Consider the following 17,887-nt stretch of genomic DNA (forward strand, 5'->3'; position numbering starts at 1 on the left):
CGCATGACCCGTTGGCGCGGTAACCCGTGGGCGATCCTGCTCACGCTGTCGCTCGGGTTCTTCATGACCCTGCTGGACCTGACGATCGTCAACATCGCGTTCCCCAGCATGGTCGACCGGCTCGGCGCGTCGCTCGACCAGGTGCTGTGGGTGTCGAACGCCTACATCCTCGTGCTGGCCGTCCTGCTGATCACCGCCGGGCGGCTCGGCGACGTGTGGGGCAAGAAGACCCTGTTCATGGCGGGCGTCACGCTGTTCACGCTCGCGAGCCTGGCGTGCGGCCTCGCGCAGGACCCGGCGCAGCTCATCGCGGCCCGCGCCGTCCAGGGGCTCGGCGCGGCGCTGCTGATGCCGCAGACGCTGTCGATGATCATCGCGACGTTCCCGGCGGAGCGGCGCGGCGCCGCGCTCGGCGTGTGGGGCGCGGTGGCTGGCGTCTCGACGGTCGCGGGACCGACGCTGGGCGGCCTGCTGGTGAGCTGGCTGGACTGGCGGTGGATCTTCTTCGTCAACCTGCCGATCGGCGTGCTGGTGCTCGCGATGGCGGCGCCGATCCTGCCCGCGCACGTCAAGGGCGTCCGGCACCGGTTCGACGTCACCGGGGTCGTGCTGGCCACGGCGGCGCTGTTCTGCCTGGTGTTCGCGCTGACGGAAGGGCAGAAGCACGCCTGGAACGGCGGGATCGTCGCGTTGTTCGCGGGTGCCGCCGTGCTGCTGGCGGTGTTCCTGGCGCAGCAGAAGCGCCGCCAGGACCGCGAGCCGCTGGTGCCCTTCTCGCTGTTCCGCGACCGGAACTTCACGGTGCTGAACCTGGTCGGGGCGATCGTGTCGTTCGGCATGATCGGGATGTTCCTGCCGCTGACGTTCTACCTCCAGTCCGTCCTCGGGTACAGCGCGTTGCAGGCTGGGCTGATCATCGCGCCGACGTCGGTGGTGTCGATGCTGCTGGCGCCGCTGGCCGGGCGGCTGTCCGACCGTGTCGGCGGCAAGTACCTGCTGATGGGCGGGCTCGTCCTGTACGGCTCGGGCATGCTGTGGATCATCACGATCGCGCGGGTGGACACGCCGTGGACGTCCTTCATCGTGCCGTTCATCGTCGCTGGCGCCGGTATGGGCGGGTTGTTCGCACCGATGGCGACCGAGGCGACGCGCCGCGTCCCGCCCGCGCTGGCCGGAGCGGCGTCCGGGGTGAACAACACGGTGCGGCAGGTGGGGTCGGTGCTGGCCTCGGCGGCGATCGGCGCCGTGTTGCAGAACCGCCTCACGGTGAGCCTCGCGGACGAGGCCGAGCGGCGCGCGGCCGCGCTGCCGCCCGACTACCGCGAGCCGTTCACGGCGGGTTTCGCGGACGCGGCGCGGGGCGGGCTGGAGATCGGCGCGTCCCACCACGGGGCGCGGGTGCCGGACGGGCTGCCGCCGGACGTCGCGCAGCGCGCGCAGGAGCTGGGCGCGCAGGTGTTCACGCACGGGTTCGTGGACGCGCTCAAGCCGACGATGCTGCTGCCCGCCGTGCTGATCTTCGTAGGAGCAGCGGCGTGCCTGGCCGTGCGTTCCTACCGGGCGCCGGTGCCGCAGGCCCCGGCGGCGGAGCCGGTGGAGCAGCCCGAGGGTCAGCCGAGGGTGCGGTAGCGGCCCTCGTAGAAGACGAGCGGCGCGGCGGCGACCTCGGGGGCGTCCAGGTCGAGGACCTCCCCGACGACGATGCTGTGGTCGCCGCCCTCGTGGACGGCGTGGGTGCGGCACTCCAGCGTCGCGACGGCGCCGCCGAGCAGGGCGGCGCCGGTGCGGGCGCCGCGGGTGTGCTCCAGGCCGGCGAGCTGGTCGTCCAGCGGGCGGCCGCGGGTGGCGAACCGCTGCGACGTCTCGGCCATGTCGCGGGCGAGCAGCGAGACGCCCCACGTGCCGGTGGCGAGGACGGCGTCGTGGAAGCGGGCCGTCTTCTCGGCGCAGAAGAGCACGAGCAGCGGGTCGAGCGAGACGGACGTGAACGCGTTGACCGTCATCGCGTGGTCGACGCCGTCGGCGACGGTGGTGACGACGGCGACGCCGGTGGCGAAGCGGCCGGCGACGGCGCGGAAGCGTCCGCGGTCGACGGCGGGCGCGGCATCCGGATCGGTGTTCACAGCGCCTCCACCCTACCTGCGGGTAACGTCGGCCCCCGCAGTCAGCCAGGACCCTGCCGGACGGCGCGCGGGGACGAGCAGGACCGCCGCCACGACGGCGATCATCCCGCCCAGGATGTAGACGTACCCGCTGAGCGACCCCGCGATGATCAGATCGCCCTCGGGACGCTGCTGCGAGATCAGCAGCACGACGACGCCCCAGGCCACGCCGGGCACGACCGCGCCGAGCCGCGCGCCCATCCCCCGTCCCGCCAGGTGGACGAACCCGAACGTCGCCAGGACCGCGACCACGCCCAGCACCGGCTCGGGCCCGGCCGGCCACGCCTGCACGACGGCGCCGATCATGCCCCAGAACGCGCCGAGGATGCCGAGCGCCGCGTAGGCGGCTCCGGCGACGACGGCGTCGCCGGGCGTCTCCCGGTCGGGGTCGTGTCCCGCTTCGTCCCCCCGGGGTTCGCCGGGAGGATGCGCGCCGGACGGGTCCGGCACAGGCTCGCCGTCGGAGCGGCGCGGGGACGCGGGGGCGGGTGGGTCGTGTTCGTCGGGCACGGGGGTCAGGGTATCCGGACGGTCACACGCGGGGTTCCGCGCGGGCGGCGGCGAACAGGTCGGTCTCGCGGCCGCCGGGGGCGGCGGGCGGGCCGAGGGTGCCTTCGAGCAGGATGTAGTACTCGGTGCCGAACGCCTGCTGGCCGAGGTTGTTGGACAGCGCGAAGAACGGGCCCTCGTCGGCGACCGTGATCTGCGTGCGGTGGGCGCGGAGCGCGTCGAGCTTGGCGGGCAGGAACGCGCGCGCGTCGACGGCGGAGGTGACGAGGTCGTCCGGGACGCCCGAGCCCAGCTCCTCCAGGCCCGCGACGCGCGCGAACGGCAGCCGCCCGCCCTCCCGCATGACCGCGATGGCCCGCGCCAGCACGGTGCGCGGCGACGCGTAGGCGTACAGCTTGGCGGCGCGCCACGGCGCACCGCCGGGGTGGGCCGGGTCGGCGGCGAGGTCGAAGGCGCGGCGCGTCACCCGGTGCGCCTGGATGTGATCGGGATGCCCGTAGTTGCCGCGTTCGTCGTAGGTGACGATGACCTGCGGGCGCACCTCGCGGATGACCTCCGCCAGGGCCGCGCCCGCCTCGTCGAGGTCCGCGCGCCAGAAGCAGCGCGGGTCGTCGTTGGTGGGGGCGCCCATCATGCCCGAGTCGCGCCAGCGTCCCGCGCCGCCCAGGTAGCGGTGGTCGGTGACGCCGAGCGCCGCGCACGCCCGCGCCAGCTCGCCCACGCGGTGCTCGCCGAGGCGGTCCTCCCGGCCGGAGGCGAGCGAGGCCAGTTCGGGCGGGATGATCTCGCCCTCTTCACCGAGCGTGCAGGTGACGAGGCAGACGTGGGCGCCCTGCGCCGCATATTTCGCCATGGTCGCCCCGGTACCGATGGACTCGTCGTCCGGGTGGGCATGGACGAACAGGATGCTCGGCTCGGTCATACCTCCTGAGCGTACTCAGGAGGCGCTCCCGCGGCGATGCCCGCCCCGGCCCGCCGGGTCAGGGCTCGGTGCCCGCGCCCGCCCCGGTGTCGGTGCCGCCTTCCCCGCCGCCGCCCGGGTTCTCGGGCTCGGTCGGCGGCTCCTGGGTGGTGGGCGGGGGCTGCGTCGTGGGCGGCGCGGTGGGGGGCGTGGAGGTCGACGGAGGCGGCGGCGGGGCCGGGGCCTGCGAGGTGGGCGGCGTCGTGCGGCGCGTCGGGGTCTGCACGGGCTCGTCCGGCTCGTCGGGCTCGTCCGGCTCGTCCGTCGTCTCGCTGACGGTCGGCGTGGGGCTGTCGACCGGGCTGATCGGGTCGTCGTTCCGCGACGTCGCCAGCGCCACGGCCACCACCACCGCGAGGATCGCCAGCACGGCGAGGCCCGCGTAGATCGGCCACTTGGACTTGCCCGGCTCTTCGTCGTAGCCGCGCGCGCGGGTCGCCGCGGCGGGGCCGTAGCCGGGCGCGGGCGGCAGTGAGCCGGTGAAGTCGGCCGGGGCGATGCGGCGCGTGCCGCCGACGGGCTGCGTGCCGCCCGCCGCGCGCTGCTCGCCCTCGGCGAGCAGGGACGTGGCCTGCGCGGGGTCGTCCAGGCGAGTCTCGGTGGCGGGACCGGCGCCGATCAGGTTCATCATGATCTGCTGGGCGTTGGGGCGGCGGGCCGGGTCCTTGACGAGGCACGCGGCGATGAGGCCGTGCAGCTCGGGCGGCAGGCCCTGGAGCGACGGCGGCTCGTTCATCACCCGGTTGATCACCGCGACGACGGTGTCGTCGCCGAACGGGGGGCGGCCCGTCGCGGCGAACACCATCGTCGTCGCCCACGCCCACACGTCCACGGCCTCGGTGAGCTTGGCGCCCGCGACCTGCTCGGGCGCCATGTAGGACGGGGTGCCGATCGCCTTGGTCGCGGCGGTCTGCCCGACGTCCAGCGCCCGCGCGATGCCGAAGTCGATGACGCGGGGACCGTCCGGCGCCATGATCACGTTGTGCGGCTTGAAGTCGCGGTGCACGATCCCGGCCTGGTGGATGGCGACGAGCGCCGTCACCGTGCCGATCGCGAGCCGGTCCAGCGCCGCGCCCGACAGCGCGCCCTGTTCCATGATCTGCTTGTAGAGCGACGGGCCGGGGACGTACTCGCTGGCGATGTAGGGCTGGTCACCGGCGGCGTCGGCCTCCAGCACCTGCGCCGTGCAGAACCGCGCGACCTGCTTGGCGGCCTGCGCCTCGCGGACGAAACGGTTGCGGGCCGAGGCGTCCTCGACGAGGTCGGCGCGCAACAGCTTGATCGCGGCCTTGTTGCCCGAGGCGTCCGCACCGAGGTACACGACTCCCTGGCCGCCCTCGCCGAGCCGTTCGAGCAGCTCGTACGAGCCCAGCCGCCGGGGGTCCCCCGGTTGCAGCTCCGCCATGGATCTTCTCCTTCAAGCCTGCACATTTCGACGCGTACGCGGGAAGATCCGAGCTTACGCGAGGCCCGCCCGCCCCCGCGTTCGTTCGCCGGGACGCGATCGGCACGACCGGGTTATCCACAGGCGGCGGCTCGGGTCGGTGTGTGCCCACCGCGGCTGGCAGACTCGTGTCCCATGAGCATCAGCTATCCGCGGCAGAGTGCCCGCACCCGACGGTTCAGCCTCGGCGTCCCGCGCGCGTTCCAGATCGCGCCGGACGGGTCGCGGGTCGTGTTCCTGCGGACGCGCGCCGGCGACGACCCGGTCACCTGCCTGTGGACGCTCGACACCGAGACCGGCGACGAACGGCTCGTCGCCGATCCGGCCGCGCTCGACCTGCCCGGCGAGGAGGAGCTGCCCGCCGAGGAGCGGGCCCGCCGTGAGCGGGTCCGCGAGCAGGCGGGCGGCATCGTCGGCTACGCCGTCGACCGGGCCTGCGCGGTCGCGGTGTTCACGCTCGGCGGCAGGCTGTTCGCCGCCGATCTCACCGCCGGCAAGGTGCGGGCCCTGCCCGCGCAGACGCCCGTGTTCGACCCGCGCGTCGATCCGGCCGGGCGCCGCGTCGCCTACGTGTCCGACCGCGCGCTGCGCGTCATCGAGCTGGACGGCTCCGGCGACCGCGCCCTCGCCCGGCCCGAGAGCGACCAGATCTCCTACGGCCTCGCCGAGTTCATCGCCGCCGAGGAGATGGGCCGGTTCCGCGGCCACTGGTGGTCGCCCGACGGCACCACCGTGCTCGCCGCCCGCGTCGACGAGACGCCCGTGCTGCGCTGGCACGTCGCCGACCCGGCCAACCCCGAGCGGCCCGCCACCGAACTCGCCTATCCCGCCGCCGGGACGCCGAACGCGCTGGTGTCGCTGGCGCTGTTCCCGCTCGACGGCGGGCGCATCGGCGTCTCGTGGGACCGGGGGCAGTACCCGTACGTCGTCACGCCCCTGTGGGACCGGCACGGCCTCGCGATCGTCGTGCAGCCGCGCGACCAGCGCAGCCAGCGGGCGCTGAAGGTCGACACGCTCAGCGGCGACACCACGCTGCTGCACACCGAGCACGACCCGGTCTGGTCGGAGATCGTGCCGGGCGTCCCGGCGCGGACGCGCCGCGGCGACCTGGTGTGGATCACCGAGGACCACGCCGCCGAGACGCGGCGGCTGACCATCGGCGGCAAGCCCGTCACCCCGGCGGGGCTCCAGGTGCGGTCGGTGCTGTCCGTGGAGGACACCACGATCGTGTTCACGGCGTCGGAGGAGCCCGCCGAGGTGCACGTGTGGGAGTACACGCCCGACACGCTGCGGTCGCTCACGTCGGGGCCGGGGGTGTTCGGCGCCGCGCGGTCGGGTGAGGTGACGGTCGTCAGCGGGTCGCGGCCGGATTCGGACGGCGCCGAGGTCGAGGTGCGGACGCCGGGCGGCGTGCATCCGGTGGCGTCGTTCGCGCAGACGCCGGTGCTGACGCCGAGGGTCGAGCTGTACCGCGCCGGGGAGCGCGAGGTCCGCAGCGCGCTGCTGCTGCCGACCGGGTGGGAGCCGAGCGACGGGCGGCTGCCCGTCGTCCTCGACCCGTACGGGGGGCCGCACGCGCAGCGCGTCCTGGCGACGCGCCGGGCCTATCTGGAGGCGCAGTGGCTCGCCGACCAGGGGTTCGCGGTCGTCATCGCCGACGGGCGCGGCACGCCGGGGCGCGGGCCGGGCTGGGAGCGGGCCGTGTACGGCGACTTCGTCCGGCCCGTCCTCGACGACCAGATCGCCGCGCTGACCGAGGCGGCCCGCCGTCATCCCGGCGCGCTCGACCTCGACCGCGTCGGCATCCGCGGCTGGTCGTTCGGCGGCTGGCTCGCGGCGCTCGCCGTGCTCGAACGGCCGGACGTCTTCCACGCCGCCATCGCCGGGGCACCCGTCACCGACTGGGGTCTCTACGACACCCACTACACCGAGCGCTATCTCGGCCTGCCCGACGAGGAGCCGGAGAACTACCTCGCCAACTCGCTCCTGGGCCGCGCCGCCGACCTGACGCGCCCGCTCCTCCTCATCCACGGCCTCGCCGACGACAACGTCGTCGCCGCCCACACGCTCCGCCTGTCGTCGGCGCTCCTGGCGGCAGGACGCCCGCACACGGTCCTGCCCCTCTCGGGCGTCACCCACATGACCCCGCAGGAGACCGTCGCCGAGAACCTCCTCTCCTTCCAGGTCGACTTCCTCAAGAAAAACCTGACCTGACCCACCGCACCAACCCGAGGCGGGCCGCGAGCCTCGCGGCCGCCTCCGATCGGCGCCCCGACTGACCCCGACCACGCCCGACATGCCCGACTCGCTCCAGTCCGGCGAACACACGTAACCGAGGTGGGCCGCGAGCCCGGCGGTCCGCCTCGGCCCAGAGCCCAAGCTGCCGTCCTTCCACGACCCGCATCCAGACGCCCGACACGCCTGAACGTTCTGCAGCCGCCGGGCGCTTGGCTGCCGCCCGGACGCGATCCACGGCTCAGGGGTCGCATTTCGTGGGTGGCTTGGGGTCTCGTTGTCGGGTGGGCTTGTGGGTCAGTGGTCGTCTTCGGATGTGGTGGCGAGGGTCGGGGTGGGGCCGTGCCAGGAGGTCCAGAGGGCGGCGTAGGGGCCGTTGGCGGCCAGGAGGGTTTCGTGGGGGCCCAGTTCGGTGATGCGGCCGTCCTCCACTACGGCTACGCGGTCGGCGTCGTGGGCGGTGGTGAGGCGGTGCGCGATGGCGATCACGGTGCGGCCCTCCAGGACGGCGGCCAGTGAGCGTTCCAGAGTGCGGGCGGCGCGCTGGTCCAGGAGGGACGTCGCCTCGTCGAGGACGAGCGTGGGCGGGTCGGCCAGGATCAGCCGGGCCAGCGCGAGCTGCTGGGTCTGGGCCGGGGTCAGGGCGGCGCCGCCGGTGCCGACGCGGACGTCCAGGGCCGGGCCGTCCCAGGCTACGGCGGTCAGGGCCGCGCGCAGCCGCGCGTCCGGCAGCGACTCGCCGACCATGCGGAGGTTGTCGGCCACGGTGCCGCCGAAGACGTGCTGCTCCTGCGTGACGAGCGCGACCGTCCGGCGCAGGTCGTCCAGCGGCAGCGCCGTCAGCGGGACGCCGCCCGCCGTCGCCGACCCGGACGTCGGGGCGTCCACGCCCGCCAGGATGCGGGCCAGCGTCGATTTCCCCGCCCCCGACGGCCCGACGATCGCGAGGCGTTCGCCCCTGCGCAGCGTGAGGTCCACGCCGCGCAGCACCTCCTGCCCCGGCCGGTACGCGAAGCGAACGTCGCGCAGCTCGATCTCCGTGCCGCGCGGGCGCTCACCGGACGCCACCCGGTCCGGCGGCACCTCTCCGGCGCCGAGCAGCCGCGCCAGCGACGAACCGGCGAGCTGGAACTCGTCGAGCCGGTACAGCAGCGTCTCCACGGGCCCGGTGAGCTGCTGCACGTAGAGGACGGCGGTGGTGAGCTGCCCGAGCGTCACCAGGCCGCGCGCGTGCAGGAGACCGCCCGCGAGCAGCGTCGCCGCGACCGGCAGGACGAACGCCAGCACCATCGTCGGGAACAGGACGGTCCGCAGCCGCATCGTGTACCGCTCGGCCGTCCAGCTCGCCGCGATGTCGTCCCGGCCGCGCGCGTGCCGCCGGTCGGCCAGGCCGTACGCCTCGACGGTGCGGGCGCCGTCCACGGTCTCGGCGAAGCCGTCGGTGATCTGCGTCCAGGCGGCGTTCTCGGCGAGGTAGCCGTCGCGGGCGCGGCGCAGGTACCAGCGCGTCACCAGGTACAGCGGCGGCAGCGCGACCAGGCACGCCGCCGCGAGCAGCGGCCCGTTCAGCATCAGCGCGACGACGGTGGCGAGGATCGTGACGACGCCGATGACGGTGTCGGGGACGGCCTCGCGGACGCCCTCCGACATCTGTTCGACGTCGCGGGTGGACCGGCTGACCAGGTCGCCGGTGCCGGCCCGCTCGATCCGCGACAGCGGCAGCTCCACGACGCGGTCGACGAACTCCTCCCGCAGTTCGGCCAGGACGCGTTCGCCGAGCCGCGCCGCCGCCAGGTACGCGTACCGGACCAGCACGCCCTGCGCCACCACGAACGCCACCAGCGCGACCGCGATCGTGTCGGCGGCGCCGTCGCCGTCGACGAGCGCGCCGAGCAGCCGCGGCGCCGCCAGCCCGGACACGGCCGCGGCCGCGTGCAGCGCCAGGACGCCCGCGAGCGCTCGCGGGTGCCGCGTCAGCAGCACCCGCGCATAGCGCCGCACCTGCTGCCGCGACGCCACCGGAAGATGTCGCGCGTTCATCGTCTCTCCTCGTCACCGGATCTCATGTCGAACTTCCCGAAGCGCCGAACCCGCCACGATCACCCGGCCCCTTCCGGCCGGGTCGCCCCCACTCGCCGTCCGCTCCGCCCATCGCCCCGTCGCCTCCCGACCCCCGCTCTCGCATCGCGCGAACCGCCGCGACGAGCCGCGCCCGTCGCGGCGGTGGTCAGTCGCGGCTGACCAGGGACGCGTAGGACGGGGACGCCGCGAGCAGGTCCGGGTGTGTGCCCTCGGCGGTGACGCTGCCCTCGGTGACGTGGACGACGTGGTCCACGCGCGTCAGCCACAGCGGGCTCGTCGTGCAGACCAGGGTCGTGCGGCCCTCGCGCGCGGGGCCGAGGACGGCGGCGATGGCGGCCTCGGTGTGCGCGTCCACCGCGCTGGTCGGATCGACCAGGACGAGGATCTCGGGGTCGGCGGCGAGGGCGCGGGCCAGGCGGAGGCGCTGGCGCTGGCCGCCGGAGAACTCGCGTCCCGCCTCGGCCACGACGGCGTCCGCCCCGGTGGACGCGACGACGTCGGCGGCGTGCGCCACCGCGATCGCCTCGTCCAGGCGCGCGGCGGGCACCGGCCGGGCGGGCGCGAGGGACGGCAGCAGCGGCCCGGCGAACAGCCGATCCTCGTTGACGGCCACCAGGACGCGGTCGCGGACGTCGGCGACGTCGCCCCACGGCACGTCGCCGTACGTCACGTCGCCGGGCGCGTGCCGCCCGAGCCGGGCGGTGATCGCGGCCGTGTCGGCCGGGCTCGCGACCAGCGCGGTGACGCGGCCGGGCCGCAGCACCAGCCCGGACGCCGCGTCCGTCAGCGGCGCCGGTCCGGGCACCCGCGCGGTGCCCGCCGCCGGAACGTCCGGTTCCAGCGCCAGCACGGCCATGATGCGCCGCGACGCCACCGTCCCGCGCATCGTCTCCCCCGCCACCTCGCCGATGACCTTCAACGGCTGGACGAGGAACACCGCGTACCCGTAGAACGCGACGAGCTGTCCCGCGCTGAGCGACCCGTCCGCCACCGCGCGCGCCCCGAGCCACGTCACCAGCACCAGCAGCAGGCCCGGCAGCAGCACCTGCGCGCCGCTCAGCATCGACTCGGCCCGCGCGACCTCCGCGCCGGAGACGCGCACCCGCTGCGACGCCGCCCGGTAGCGGTCCGCGAACAGCCGCTCCCCGCCGACGCCGCGCAGCACCCGCAGGCCCGCGACGATGTCGGTGGCCTGTCCGATCAGCGTGCCGTTCAGCTCCCGGTACCGCTCCTCGCGCCGCCGGTAGGGCGACAGCAGCGGAGCGGCCAGCGCCAGGATGAGCGGGACGCCGACGAGCACGACCAGCCCGAGCCGCACCGACGACGCCAGCATCAGCGACGTCACCGCCGCGATCGTCACGACGGCGCTCACGCCGCGCCCGAAGATCTCCAGGACGGTCGCGACCTGCGACACGTCCGCCGCGCCGACGCTCACCATCTCCCCCGTGGAGATCTTGCGGGGCAGCGCGGCGCCGGTGGCCGTGGCGCGGCGCGTCACGAGCTGGACGGTCCCGTAGGCGGCGCCGAGCCAGGCGCGGACCGAGACGCGGTGCCGGAGCGTGTCCGCGAGCGCCTGCACGCAGCCGAGCGCGAGCAGCACGCCCGTCCACGCGAACAGGGCGGAGGTGTCGGCGCCGACGACGCCCGCGTCCAGGGCGCGGCCGAGCACGGCGGGGACGAACGCCAGGCTCAGCGCGTGCACCACGCCCCAGCCCGCCATCGCGGCGAGGCGTCCCGGCATGTTCGCGGCGAGTACCGCCAGATACCACCACGGTCCCCGGTCACCGGGCGGACCGGGATCTTTCATCGGCGAAAGGTCCACGGCACGCACCGTAGGCGGCGGACGCCGGATTTCTCGACAGGTTTTCCGGCGCCGACCGGCGAGGCGGACGGGCGCGGAGGATGCGTGACCGCGAGCGGAGACGCTAGGGTCGGGGGGTACGGAGCGACGTTTTCTCCCCGCTCCCCGATGCCGGGAACCCGGCGGCTAGGCCGAAGCCGCCCCCCGGCGCCACCCGGCCGGCGGCCCTCGCCGAGACGCCGGTGTGTGCCGCCCCGCCGATACCCGTCCGGAAGCCGGAAACCATTTCTGTGAGCACGCTCAGCCCTCGCCGTGACCGCGCGCCGGTCCCCGGCCGCCCCTCGGGCCGGCCCGGGGGCGGCGGCGACGACCGCATCGACCTGCTGCTCATCGACGACGACCCGTCCGACGTGTTCCTCGTCGAGCGCATGCTGAGCGACAGCGGCCTGGACGTCCGCCTCCGCGTGGCCGCCGACCTCGACTCCGCGCGCCGCGTGCTGACCCGCCGCACCCAGTGCGTCATCGTCGACCTGTCGGGGCGCGGCATCGACCGGCTGGCGGCGCTGCGCGACGTGCTGGCGCTGTCGCGGACGGCCGCCGTCATCGTGCTGACCGCGCTGGACGACGAGAACCTCGGCGTCCGCGCCGTGGCGACCGGCGCGGCCGACCACCTGGTCAAGCAGGAGGTGGACGGCCCGCTGCTGGCCCGCGCGATCCGCTACTCGATCGAGCGCAAGCGCGCCGAGGACACCGAACGGCGGCTCGTCGAGGCGCGCATTCTCGGCCGGGAGAACGCGCGGCTGGAACGCGGCCTGCTGCCGATCCCGATCATCGGGGACGACGCGCTCGCGCACCACTCCCGGTACCGGCCGGGACGCCGCCGCGCGCTGCTCGGCGGCGACTTCTACGACACCGTGCAGACCGCGAACGGCGCCGTCCACCTGATGATCGGGGACGTCTGCGGGCACGGCCCGGACGAGGCCGCGCTCGGCGTGCAGCTCCGCATGGCGTGGCGCACGCTCGTCCTGGCGGGCCACACCGGCGAGCAGCTTCTCGCCACGCTCGACACCGTGCTCGGGCACGAGCGGCGCAGCGAGGAGATCTTCACGACGCTGTGCATGGTGACGATCGCGCCGTCGCGGCGGACGGCGCGGCTGCACTCGGCCGGGCATCCCGCGCCGCTGCTGTTCCGCGAGGACGGCGACGGCGCGCACGTGTCGGCGCTGCCCGACTACGCGCACGGTCCCGCGCTGGGCCTGCTGCCGGGCGCGGAGTGGCCCGCGACGGAGGTCGAACTGGGTGGGGCGTGGAGTCTCATGCTGTACACCGACGGGCTCATCGAGGGCCGGGTCGGTGACGGCGCCGAGCGCCTGGGCACCGAGGGCCTGGTGGGGCTGGCGGAGATCGCGCGGCGGCGCGGCAGCGGCGGCCGGGCGCTGATCGACGCGCTCGTCGCGGAGGTCGAGGAGCTGAACGGCGACGCGCTCGCGGACGATCTCGCGGTTCTGTTGCTGACGCACAAACCGGGCCGGTGAGGTCTGAGGTTCCCGACGGGGTTGTGAACTGCCCCACACGGCGGCTCCGACGCGGCGTCGGGAAACCCCGCCGAAACACCGTTCATAGCCTGTGGCTATCGGATCAAGTTCGTTGATGACTTGGCTATCTTGATGCAGGTCCGCCTACCGTGCGGGCCGTGGCTATAGCGAAACCTGCGATCTATCGATCGACCGTCGGCAAGAAGGCCGTCATGGCGGTCAGCGGTGGCGTCCTCGTGCTCTTCCTCATCGGGCACATGGTCGGCAACCTGAAGATCTTCTACGGCGCCGAGGACTTCGACCACTACGCGCACTGGCTGCGCACGATGGGCGAGCCCGCCGTCCCGTACCGCACCCTCCTGACCCTCCTCGAAGTGGGGCTCGTCGTCGCGGTCGTCGCCCACATGTGGTCGGCGACGTCGCTGGCGCTGCGCGCCCGCCGCGCCCGCCCGGTGAAGTACGCCTCGCGCAAGAAGTCCCACGCGCAGGGCTACGCCACGCACACCATGCGCTACGGCGGCGTCATCATCGCGCTGTTCATCGTCTGGCACCTGCTGGACATGACGTTCCTCGTGGTGAACCCCGCCGGCCGCGAGGCCACCCCCTACGAGCGCGTCGTGCAGGGCTTCGCCCCCGAGAACTGGTACGTGACGCTGTTCTACGTCGTCGCCGTGATCATGGTGGGCCTGCACCTGGCGCACGGCACGTGGAGCGCGTTCAACTCCCTCGGCCTGCGCACCCCGCGCAACAACCGCACGCTGCGCGGCGTCGCCTTCGCCCTCGCCGGCGTGGTCACCCTCGGGTTCCTCGCCGTGCCCTTCGCCGTCACGTTCGGATTGGTGAGCTGACCATGAGCGATCCCTTCTACCAGTCGGGCGAGCCGATCGCCGACGCCAAGGCGCCCGCGGGCCCCGTCGAGCAGCGCTGGACGACCCGCAAGTTCGAGGCCAAGCTCGTCAACCCGGCCAACAAGCGCAAGAAGAAGATCATCATCATCGGCACCGGGCTGGCGGGCGGCGCGGCCGGAGCCACGCTCGGCGAGGCCGGGTACCAGGTGGTCCAGTTCTGCTTCCAGGACAGCCCGCGCCGCGCCCACTCGATCGCCGCGCAGGGCGGCATCAACGCCGCGAAGAACTACCGCAACGACGGCGACAGCGTGCACCGGCTGTTCTACGACACGGTCAAGGGCGGCGACTTCCGCGCCCGCGAGTCCAACGTGCACCGGCTCGCGGAGATCTCCACCCAGATCATCGACCAGTGCGTCGCGCAGGGCGTCCCGTTCGCCCGCGAGTACGGCGGCCTGCTCGACAACCGCTCGTTCGGCGGCACGCAGGTGTCCCGGACGTTCTACGCGCGCGGCCAGACGGGCCAGCAGCTCCTGCTCGGCGCCTACCAGGCGCTCATGCGGCAGGTCGACGCGGGCAACGTCGAGCTGCACGCCCGGCACGAGATGCTCGACCTGATCGTGGAGGACGGGCGGGCGCGCGGCGTCGTCGTCCGCGACCTGATCAACGGCGAGATCAAGCACTACACCGCCGACGCGGTCGTGCTGGCGTCCGGCGGCTACGGGAACGTGTACTTCCTGTCCACGAACGCGATGGGCTCCAACGTCACCGCGACGTGGCGGGCGCACAAGCACGGCGCCTACTTCGCCAACCCGTGCTACACGCAGATCCACCCGACGTGCATCCCCGTCTCCGGCGACCACCAGTCGAAGCTGACGCTGATGTCGGAGTCGCTGCGCAACGACGGCCGGGTCTGGGTGCCGAAGGAGGGCGGCGACACGCGCCGTCCGGCCGACATCCCCGAGGACGAGCGCGACTACTACCTGGAGCGCATCTACCCCTCGTTCGGCAACCTGGTGCCGCGCGACATCGCGTCCCGCGCCGCCAAGAACGTGTGCGACGAGGGACGCGGCGTCGGCCCCGGCGGGCTCGGCGTCTACCTCGACTTCGCCGACGCGATCGAGCGGCTGGGCCGCAAGACCGTCGAGGCCAAGTACGGGAACCTGTTCGAGATGTACGAGCGGATCACCGGCGAGAACCCGTACGACACGCCGATGCGCATCTACCCCGCCGTGCACTACACGATGGGCGGGCTGTGGGTCGACTACGACCTGTCGTCCAACATCCCGGGCCTGTTCGTCACCGGTGAGGCGAACTTCTCCGACCACGGCGCGAACCGCCTCGGCGCGTCCGCGCTGATGCAGGGGCTGGCCGACGGCTACTTCGTGCTGCCGAACACCATCGGCGACTACATCGCCCGCACCGAACTCCCGGCCGTCCGGGACGACGCGGTGCAGGAGGCGCGCACCCGCGTCACGACGCAGATCGAGAAGTTCCTGTCGATCGACGGCGACCGTTCGGTGGACTCCTTCCACCGCGAACTCGGCCACATCATGTGGGAGTACTGCGGCATGGAGCGCACCGAGGAGGGGCTGCGCAAGGCGCTGGAGCTCATTCCGGCGCTGCGCGCCGAGTTCTGGACGCGGCTCAAGGTCACCGGCAGCGGCGACGAGCTGAACCAGCAACTGGAGAAGGCCGGCCGCGTCGCCGACTTCCTCGAACTCGGTGAGCTGATGGTCATCGACGCGCTGCACCGCAGCGAGTCCTGCGGCGGCCACTTCCGCGCCGAGAGCCAGGACGAGGACGGCGAGGCCAAGCGCGACGACGAGAACTTCGCCTACGTGGCCGCCTGGGAATGGGGCGGCGAGGGCGGGCAGCCCGTCCTGCACAAGGAAGCCCTCGAATTCGAATACGTCAAGCCCACGCAGAGGTCGTACAAGTAATGAAGCTCACTTTGCGCGTCTGGCGGCAGAAGGGCCCGCAGGACAAGGGCTCGATGGTCGAGTACCCGATCGACGACATCTCGCCCGACGCCTCGTTCCTGGAAATGCTGGACGTCCTCAACGAGAGGCTCATCGCCGAGGGCGACGAGCCGGTGGCGTTCGACCACGACTGCCGCGAGGGCATCTGCGGCATGTGCTCGCTGGTCATCAACGGCACCCCGCACGGCCCGGAGCGCAACACGACCACGTGCCAGCTCCACATGCGCAAGTTCAAGGACGGCGAGGTCATCGACGTCGAGCCGTGGCGCGCGGCGGCGTTCCCCGTCGTCAAGGACCTCGTCGTCGACCGGGGCGCGTTCGACCGCATCATCACCTCGGGCGGCTACATCTCGGCGCCGACCGGCACCGCGCCCGAGGCGCACTCGACGCCGGTGCCCAAGCCGGACGCCGACCGCGCGTTCGAGGCGGCCGAGTGCATCGGCTGCGGCGCGTGCGTCGCGGCCTGCCCGAACGGCTCGGCGGCGCTGTTCCTCGGCGCCAAGGTGACGCACCTCGGCCTCATGCCGCAGGGGCAGCCCGAGCGCTGGGACCGCGTCGTGTCCATGCTCGACACCCACGACGCCGAGGGCTTCGGCGGCTGCACCAACACCGGCGAGTGCACCGTCGCGTGCCCGAAGGGCATCTCGCTCGACGTCATCGGCCGCCTCAACGGCGACTTCATCAAGGCGAGCGCGGGCGGCAAGAAGAAGTAACGCCGCACGCGAAGGGGGCCGGGCACCGACGTGCCCGGCCCTTCGTCGTCAGGACGGGACGCGGGTGCGCAGGAGGCAGAATTCGTTGCCTTCGGGGTCCTGGAGGACGTGCCAGGACTCCTCGCCCGTCTGGCCGACGTCGGCGGGGCGGGCGCCGGCGGCCAGGAGGCGTTCCAGTTCGGCGGGCTGGTCGCGGTCGGTGGGGCTGACGTCCAGGTGGAGGCGGAGCTTGGACGTCTTGGGCTCGGGCGCCGGGGACAGCACGATCGTGAAGGGGTCGCCGCCGGGCGGGCCGATCTCGATGGAGCCGTCCGACTCCTCGCGGCCCAGCACGCTCCAGCCGAGGATGTCGCACCAGAAGGCGGCGAGGCGTTCAGCGTCCCGGCAGTCCAGGACGAATTCGGTGATCTTGCAGGCCATGCCGGCGTCCCTACCCGTCCAGCAGGGTCTCCACGCCCGCCGGGAGGCTGCCGGACAGGGCGGCCTCGACCAGGAACGTCTCCAGGGTGGACTGGAAGGCGCGGGCGGCGTGGGTGAGGTCGACGTCCTTGCGGTGCGCGAGGGCGATGGTGCGGAGCAGGCCCGGGGACGGCTGGCCGCGCCGGTGGTCGCGGGTCTCGTCGTCGGACAGGACGAGCGGAGTGCCGTGCAGTCCCGGTCGGCCCGCCAGCACCATGCTCGGCACCACAGCGATGCCGAGACCCGCCTCGACGAAGCGCAGCACCGCGTCCATCTCGCCGCCCTCGACGGCGAAGCGCGGCTCGAAACCCTCGGCGCGGCAGGCGTTGATCGTCGCCTCGCGCAGGTCGTAGCCGGAGCGGAACATGACCATCGGGCGGTTGCGCAGGTCGGAGATGCGCAGGTGCGGGCGGCGCGGGACCTGCGCCGGACGCGGCGGCATCCGCCCGCCGGACGGGTGCGGCGCCGGACGGGCCTCCGGCTCGGCCGGGGACGCCACGACCAGGCGCTCGCGCAGGATCGGGGCCGTCTCCAGCGGCGGGTCGCCGTGCAGCGGCAGGATGACCAGCGCGAGGTCGAGTTCGCCGCGGGTCAGCGCGCGGACCAGGTCGCGGGAGCCGCCCTCCTCGACGAGGATGCGGATGCCCGGATAGGCGTCGTGGAAGCGGCGCAGCACGTCGCCTAGCAGGCCCGCGCACAGCGACGGCGTCGCGCCGAGGCGCACGCGGCCCCGGCGCAGGCCCGCCAGCTCCTGCACCTCGTGCCGGGCGGTGTCGACGTCGGCGAGGATGCGCTGCGCGAGCGGCAGCAGCGCCTCGCCCGCCGGGGTCAGCGTGATGTTGCCGCGCGCGCGGCTGAACAGGGACGCGCCGAGGTCGGCCTCCAGCGCGCGGATCTGCTTGGACAGCGACGGCTGGGCGACGTGCAGCAGCTCCGCGGCCTGGGTGAAGTGCCGGACTTCGGCGACCGCGACGAAGTACGCGAGCTGCTGCAACTGCACATCCGACAGCGTACGGCGGCGGGATGCGCACCCGCGCACCGCACCCCGGGGGCACCTTCTGTCACTACGGCACGACAGGCCCCGGCAAATCTTGTCACCGACGGATGAATCCCACGGTCGACGACCATGAGGTTCGTTCACTTTTCGCGCTAGAGGAC

Annotated in this window: 14 protein-coding genes; 6 read left to right on the forward strand and 8 right to left on the reverse strand. The window is 73.6% G+C overall.

Translation table 11 applies throughout. The features are described 5' to 3' along the window. Window positions 1-3: 3 nt before the first annotated feature. Window positions 4-1,629: a DHA2 family efflux MFS transporter permease subunit gene (locus tag C229_RS0114170; RefSeq protein ID WP_018655734.1), complete on the forward strand. Its 1,626-nt coding sequence runs from the start codon at window positions 4-6 to the stop codon at window positions 1,627-1,629. On the opposite strand, the gene C229_RS0114175 is transcribed toward C229_RS0114170, so the two are convergent. The 4 genes from C229_RS0114175 to C229_RS0114190 are packed head-to-tail and all read right to left on the reverse strand — an operon-like array spanning window position 1,611 to window position 5,038. Then, the gene (locus tag C229_RS0114175; RefSeq protein WP_018655735.1) at window positions 1,611-2,123 is read right to left on the reverse strand and encodes a flavin reductase family protein; all 513 of its coding nucleotides are present in this window, start codon (window positions 2,121-2,123) and stop codon (window positions 1,611-1,613) included. The two genes, C229_RS0114170 and C229_RS0114175, sit on opposite strands and share 19 nt — an antisense overlap. A 12-nt stretch (window positions 2,124-2,135) precedes the next feature. Beyond that, complete coding sequence (locus C229_RS0114180; RefSeq protein WP_018655736.1) at window positions 2,136-2,672, reverse strand: DUF6113 family protein; 537 nt, start codon at window positions 2,670-2,672, stop codon at window positions 2,136-2,138. A 22-nt stretch (window positions 2,673-2,694) separates the two neighbouring features. Further along, window positions 2,695-3,594, reverse strand: a complete 900-nt coding sequence (gene mshB, locus C229_RS0114185) for an N-acetyl-1-D-myo-inositol-2-amino-2-deoxy-alpha-D-glucopyranoside deacetylase (protein WP_018655738.1) — start codon at window positions 3,592-3,594, stop codon at window positions 2,695-2,697. 58 nt (window positions 3,595-3,652) lie between these two features. Next, the gene (locus C229_RS0114190) at window positions 3,653-5,038 is read right to left on the reverse strand and encodes a serine/threonine-protein kinase (protein WP_018655739.1); all 1,386 of its coding nucleotides are present in this window, start codon (window positions 5,036-5,038) and stop codon (window positions 3,653-3,655) included. A gap of 174 nt (window positions 5,039-5,212) precedes the next feature. Between C229_RS0114190 and C229_RS0114195 the strand changes: the two genes are divergently transcribed. After that, window positions 5,213-7,291: a S9 family peptidase gene (locus tag C229_RS0114195; protein ID WP_018655740.1), complete on the forward strand. Its 2,079-nt coding sequence runs from the start codon at window positions 5,213-5,215 to the stop codon at window positions 7,289-7,291. A 318-nt stretch (window positions 7,292-7,609) separates the two neighbouring features. Here the strand turns inward: C229_RS0114195 and C229_RS0114200 are convergent, their stop codons facing one another. Both C229_RS0114200 and C229_RS0114205 read right to left on the reverse strand, forming a co-directional pair. Further along, the gene (locus C229_RS0114200; protein ID WP_033424353.1) at window positions 7,610-9,352 is read right to left on the reverse strand and encodes an ABC transporter ATP-binding protein; all 1,743 of its coding nucleotides are present in this window, start codon (window positions 9,350-9,352) and stop codon (window positions 7,610-7,612) included. A gap of 187 nt (window positions 9,353-9,539) precedes the next feature. Then, window positions 9,540-11,216, reverse strand: coding sequence for an ABC transporter transmembrane domain-containing protein (locus C229_RS0114205; protein ID WP_205624483.1), 1,677 nt, complete (start codon window positions 11,214-11,216; stop codon window positions 9,540-9,542). A gap of 269 nt (window positions 11,217-11,485) precedes the next feature. Here C229_RS0114205 and C229_RS0114210 point away from each other — a divergent pair, with 269 nt between their 5' ends. From C229_RS0114210 to C229_RS0114225, 4 genes are all read left to right on the forward strand, one after another. Continuing rightward, window positions 11,486-12,730: a PP2C family protein-serine/threonine phosphatase gene (locus C229_RS0114210; protein ID WP_018655743.1), complete on the forward strand. Its 1,245-nt coding sequence runs from the start codon at window positions 11,486-11,488 to the stop codon at window positions 12,728-12,730. A gap of 212 nt (window positions 12,731-12,942) precedes the next feature. After that, a complete protein-coding gene (locus C229_RS0114215; RefSeq protein ID WP_018655744.1) occupies window positions 12,943-13,578 on the forward strand; it encodes a succinate dehydrogenase cytochrome b subunit in 636 nt (211 codons plus the stop codon). Between the two features lie 2 nt (window positions 13,579-13,580). Then, window positions 13,581-15,518: a fumarate reductase/succinate dehydrogenase flavoprotein subunit gene (locus C229_RS0114220; RefSeq protein WP_018655745.1), complete on the forward strand. Its 1,938-nt coding sequence runs from the start codon at window positions 13,581-13,583 to the stop codon at window positions 15,516-15,518. Further along, window positions 15,518-16,270 carry a succinate dehydrogenase/fumarate reductase iron-sulfur subunit gene (locus C229_RS0114225; protein ID WP_026313791.1) on the forward strand — a complete coding sequence of 251 codons (753 nt, stop codon included), beginning with the start codon at window positions 15,518-15,520 and terminating at the stop codon, window positions 16,268-16,270. The genes C229_RS0114220 and C229_RS0114225 overlap by 1 nt, the downstream gene beginning before the upstream one ends. A 48-nt stretch (window positions 16,271-16,318) precedes the next feature. Here C229_RS0114225 and C229_RS0114230 read toward each other — a convergent pair whose 3' ends face one another. Next, a complete protein-coding gene (locus C229_RS0114230) occupies window positions 16,319-16,690 on the reverse strand; it encodes a VOC family protein (protein ID WP_018655747.1) in 372 nt (123 codons plus the stop codon). A gap of 10 nt (window positions 16,691-16,700) precedes the next feature. Then, a complete protein-coding gene (locus C229_RS0114235) occupies window positions 16,701-17,729 on the reverse strand; it encodes a LysR family transcriptional regulator (protein WP_026313792.1) in 1,029 nt (342 codons plus the stop codon). Window positions 17,730-17,887: the final 158 nt, after the last annotated feature.

It is taken from the genome of Actinomadura flavalba DSM 45200 (assembly GCF_000374305.1).
GTDB lineage: Bacteria > Actinomycetota > Actinomycetes > Streptosporangiales > Streptosporangiaceae > Spirillospora > Spirillospora flavalba.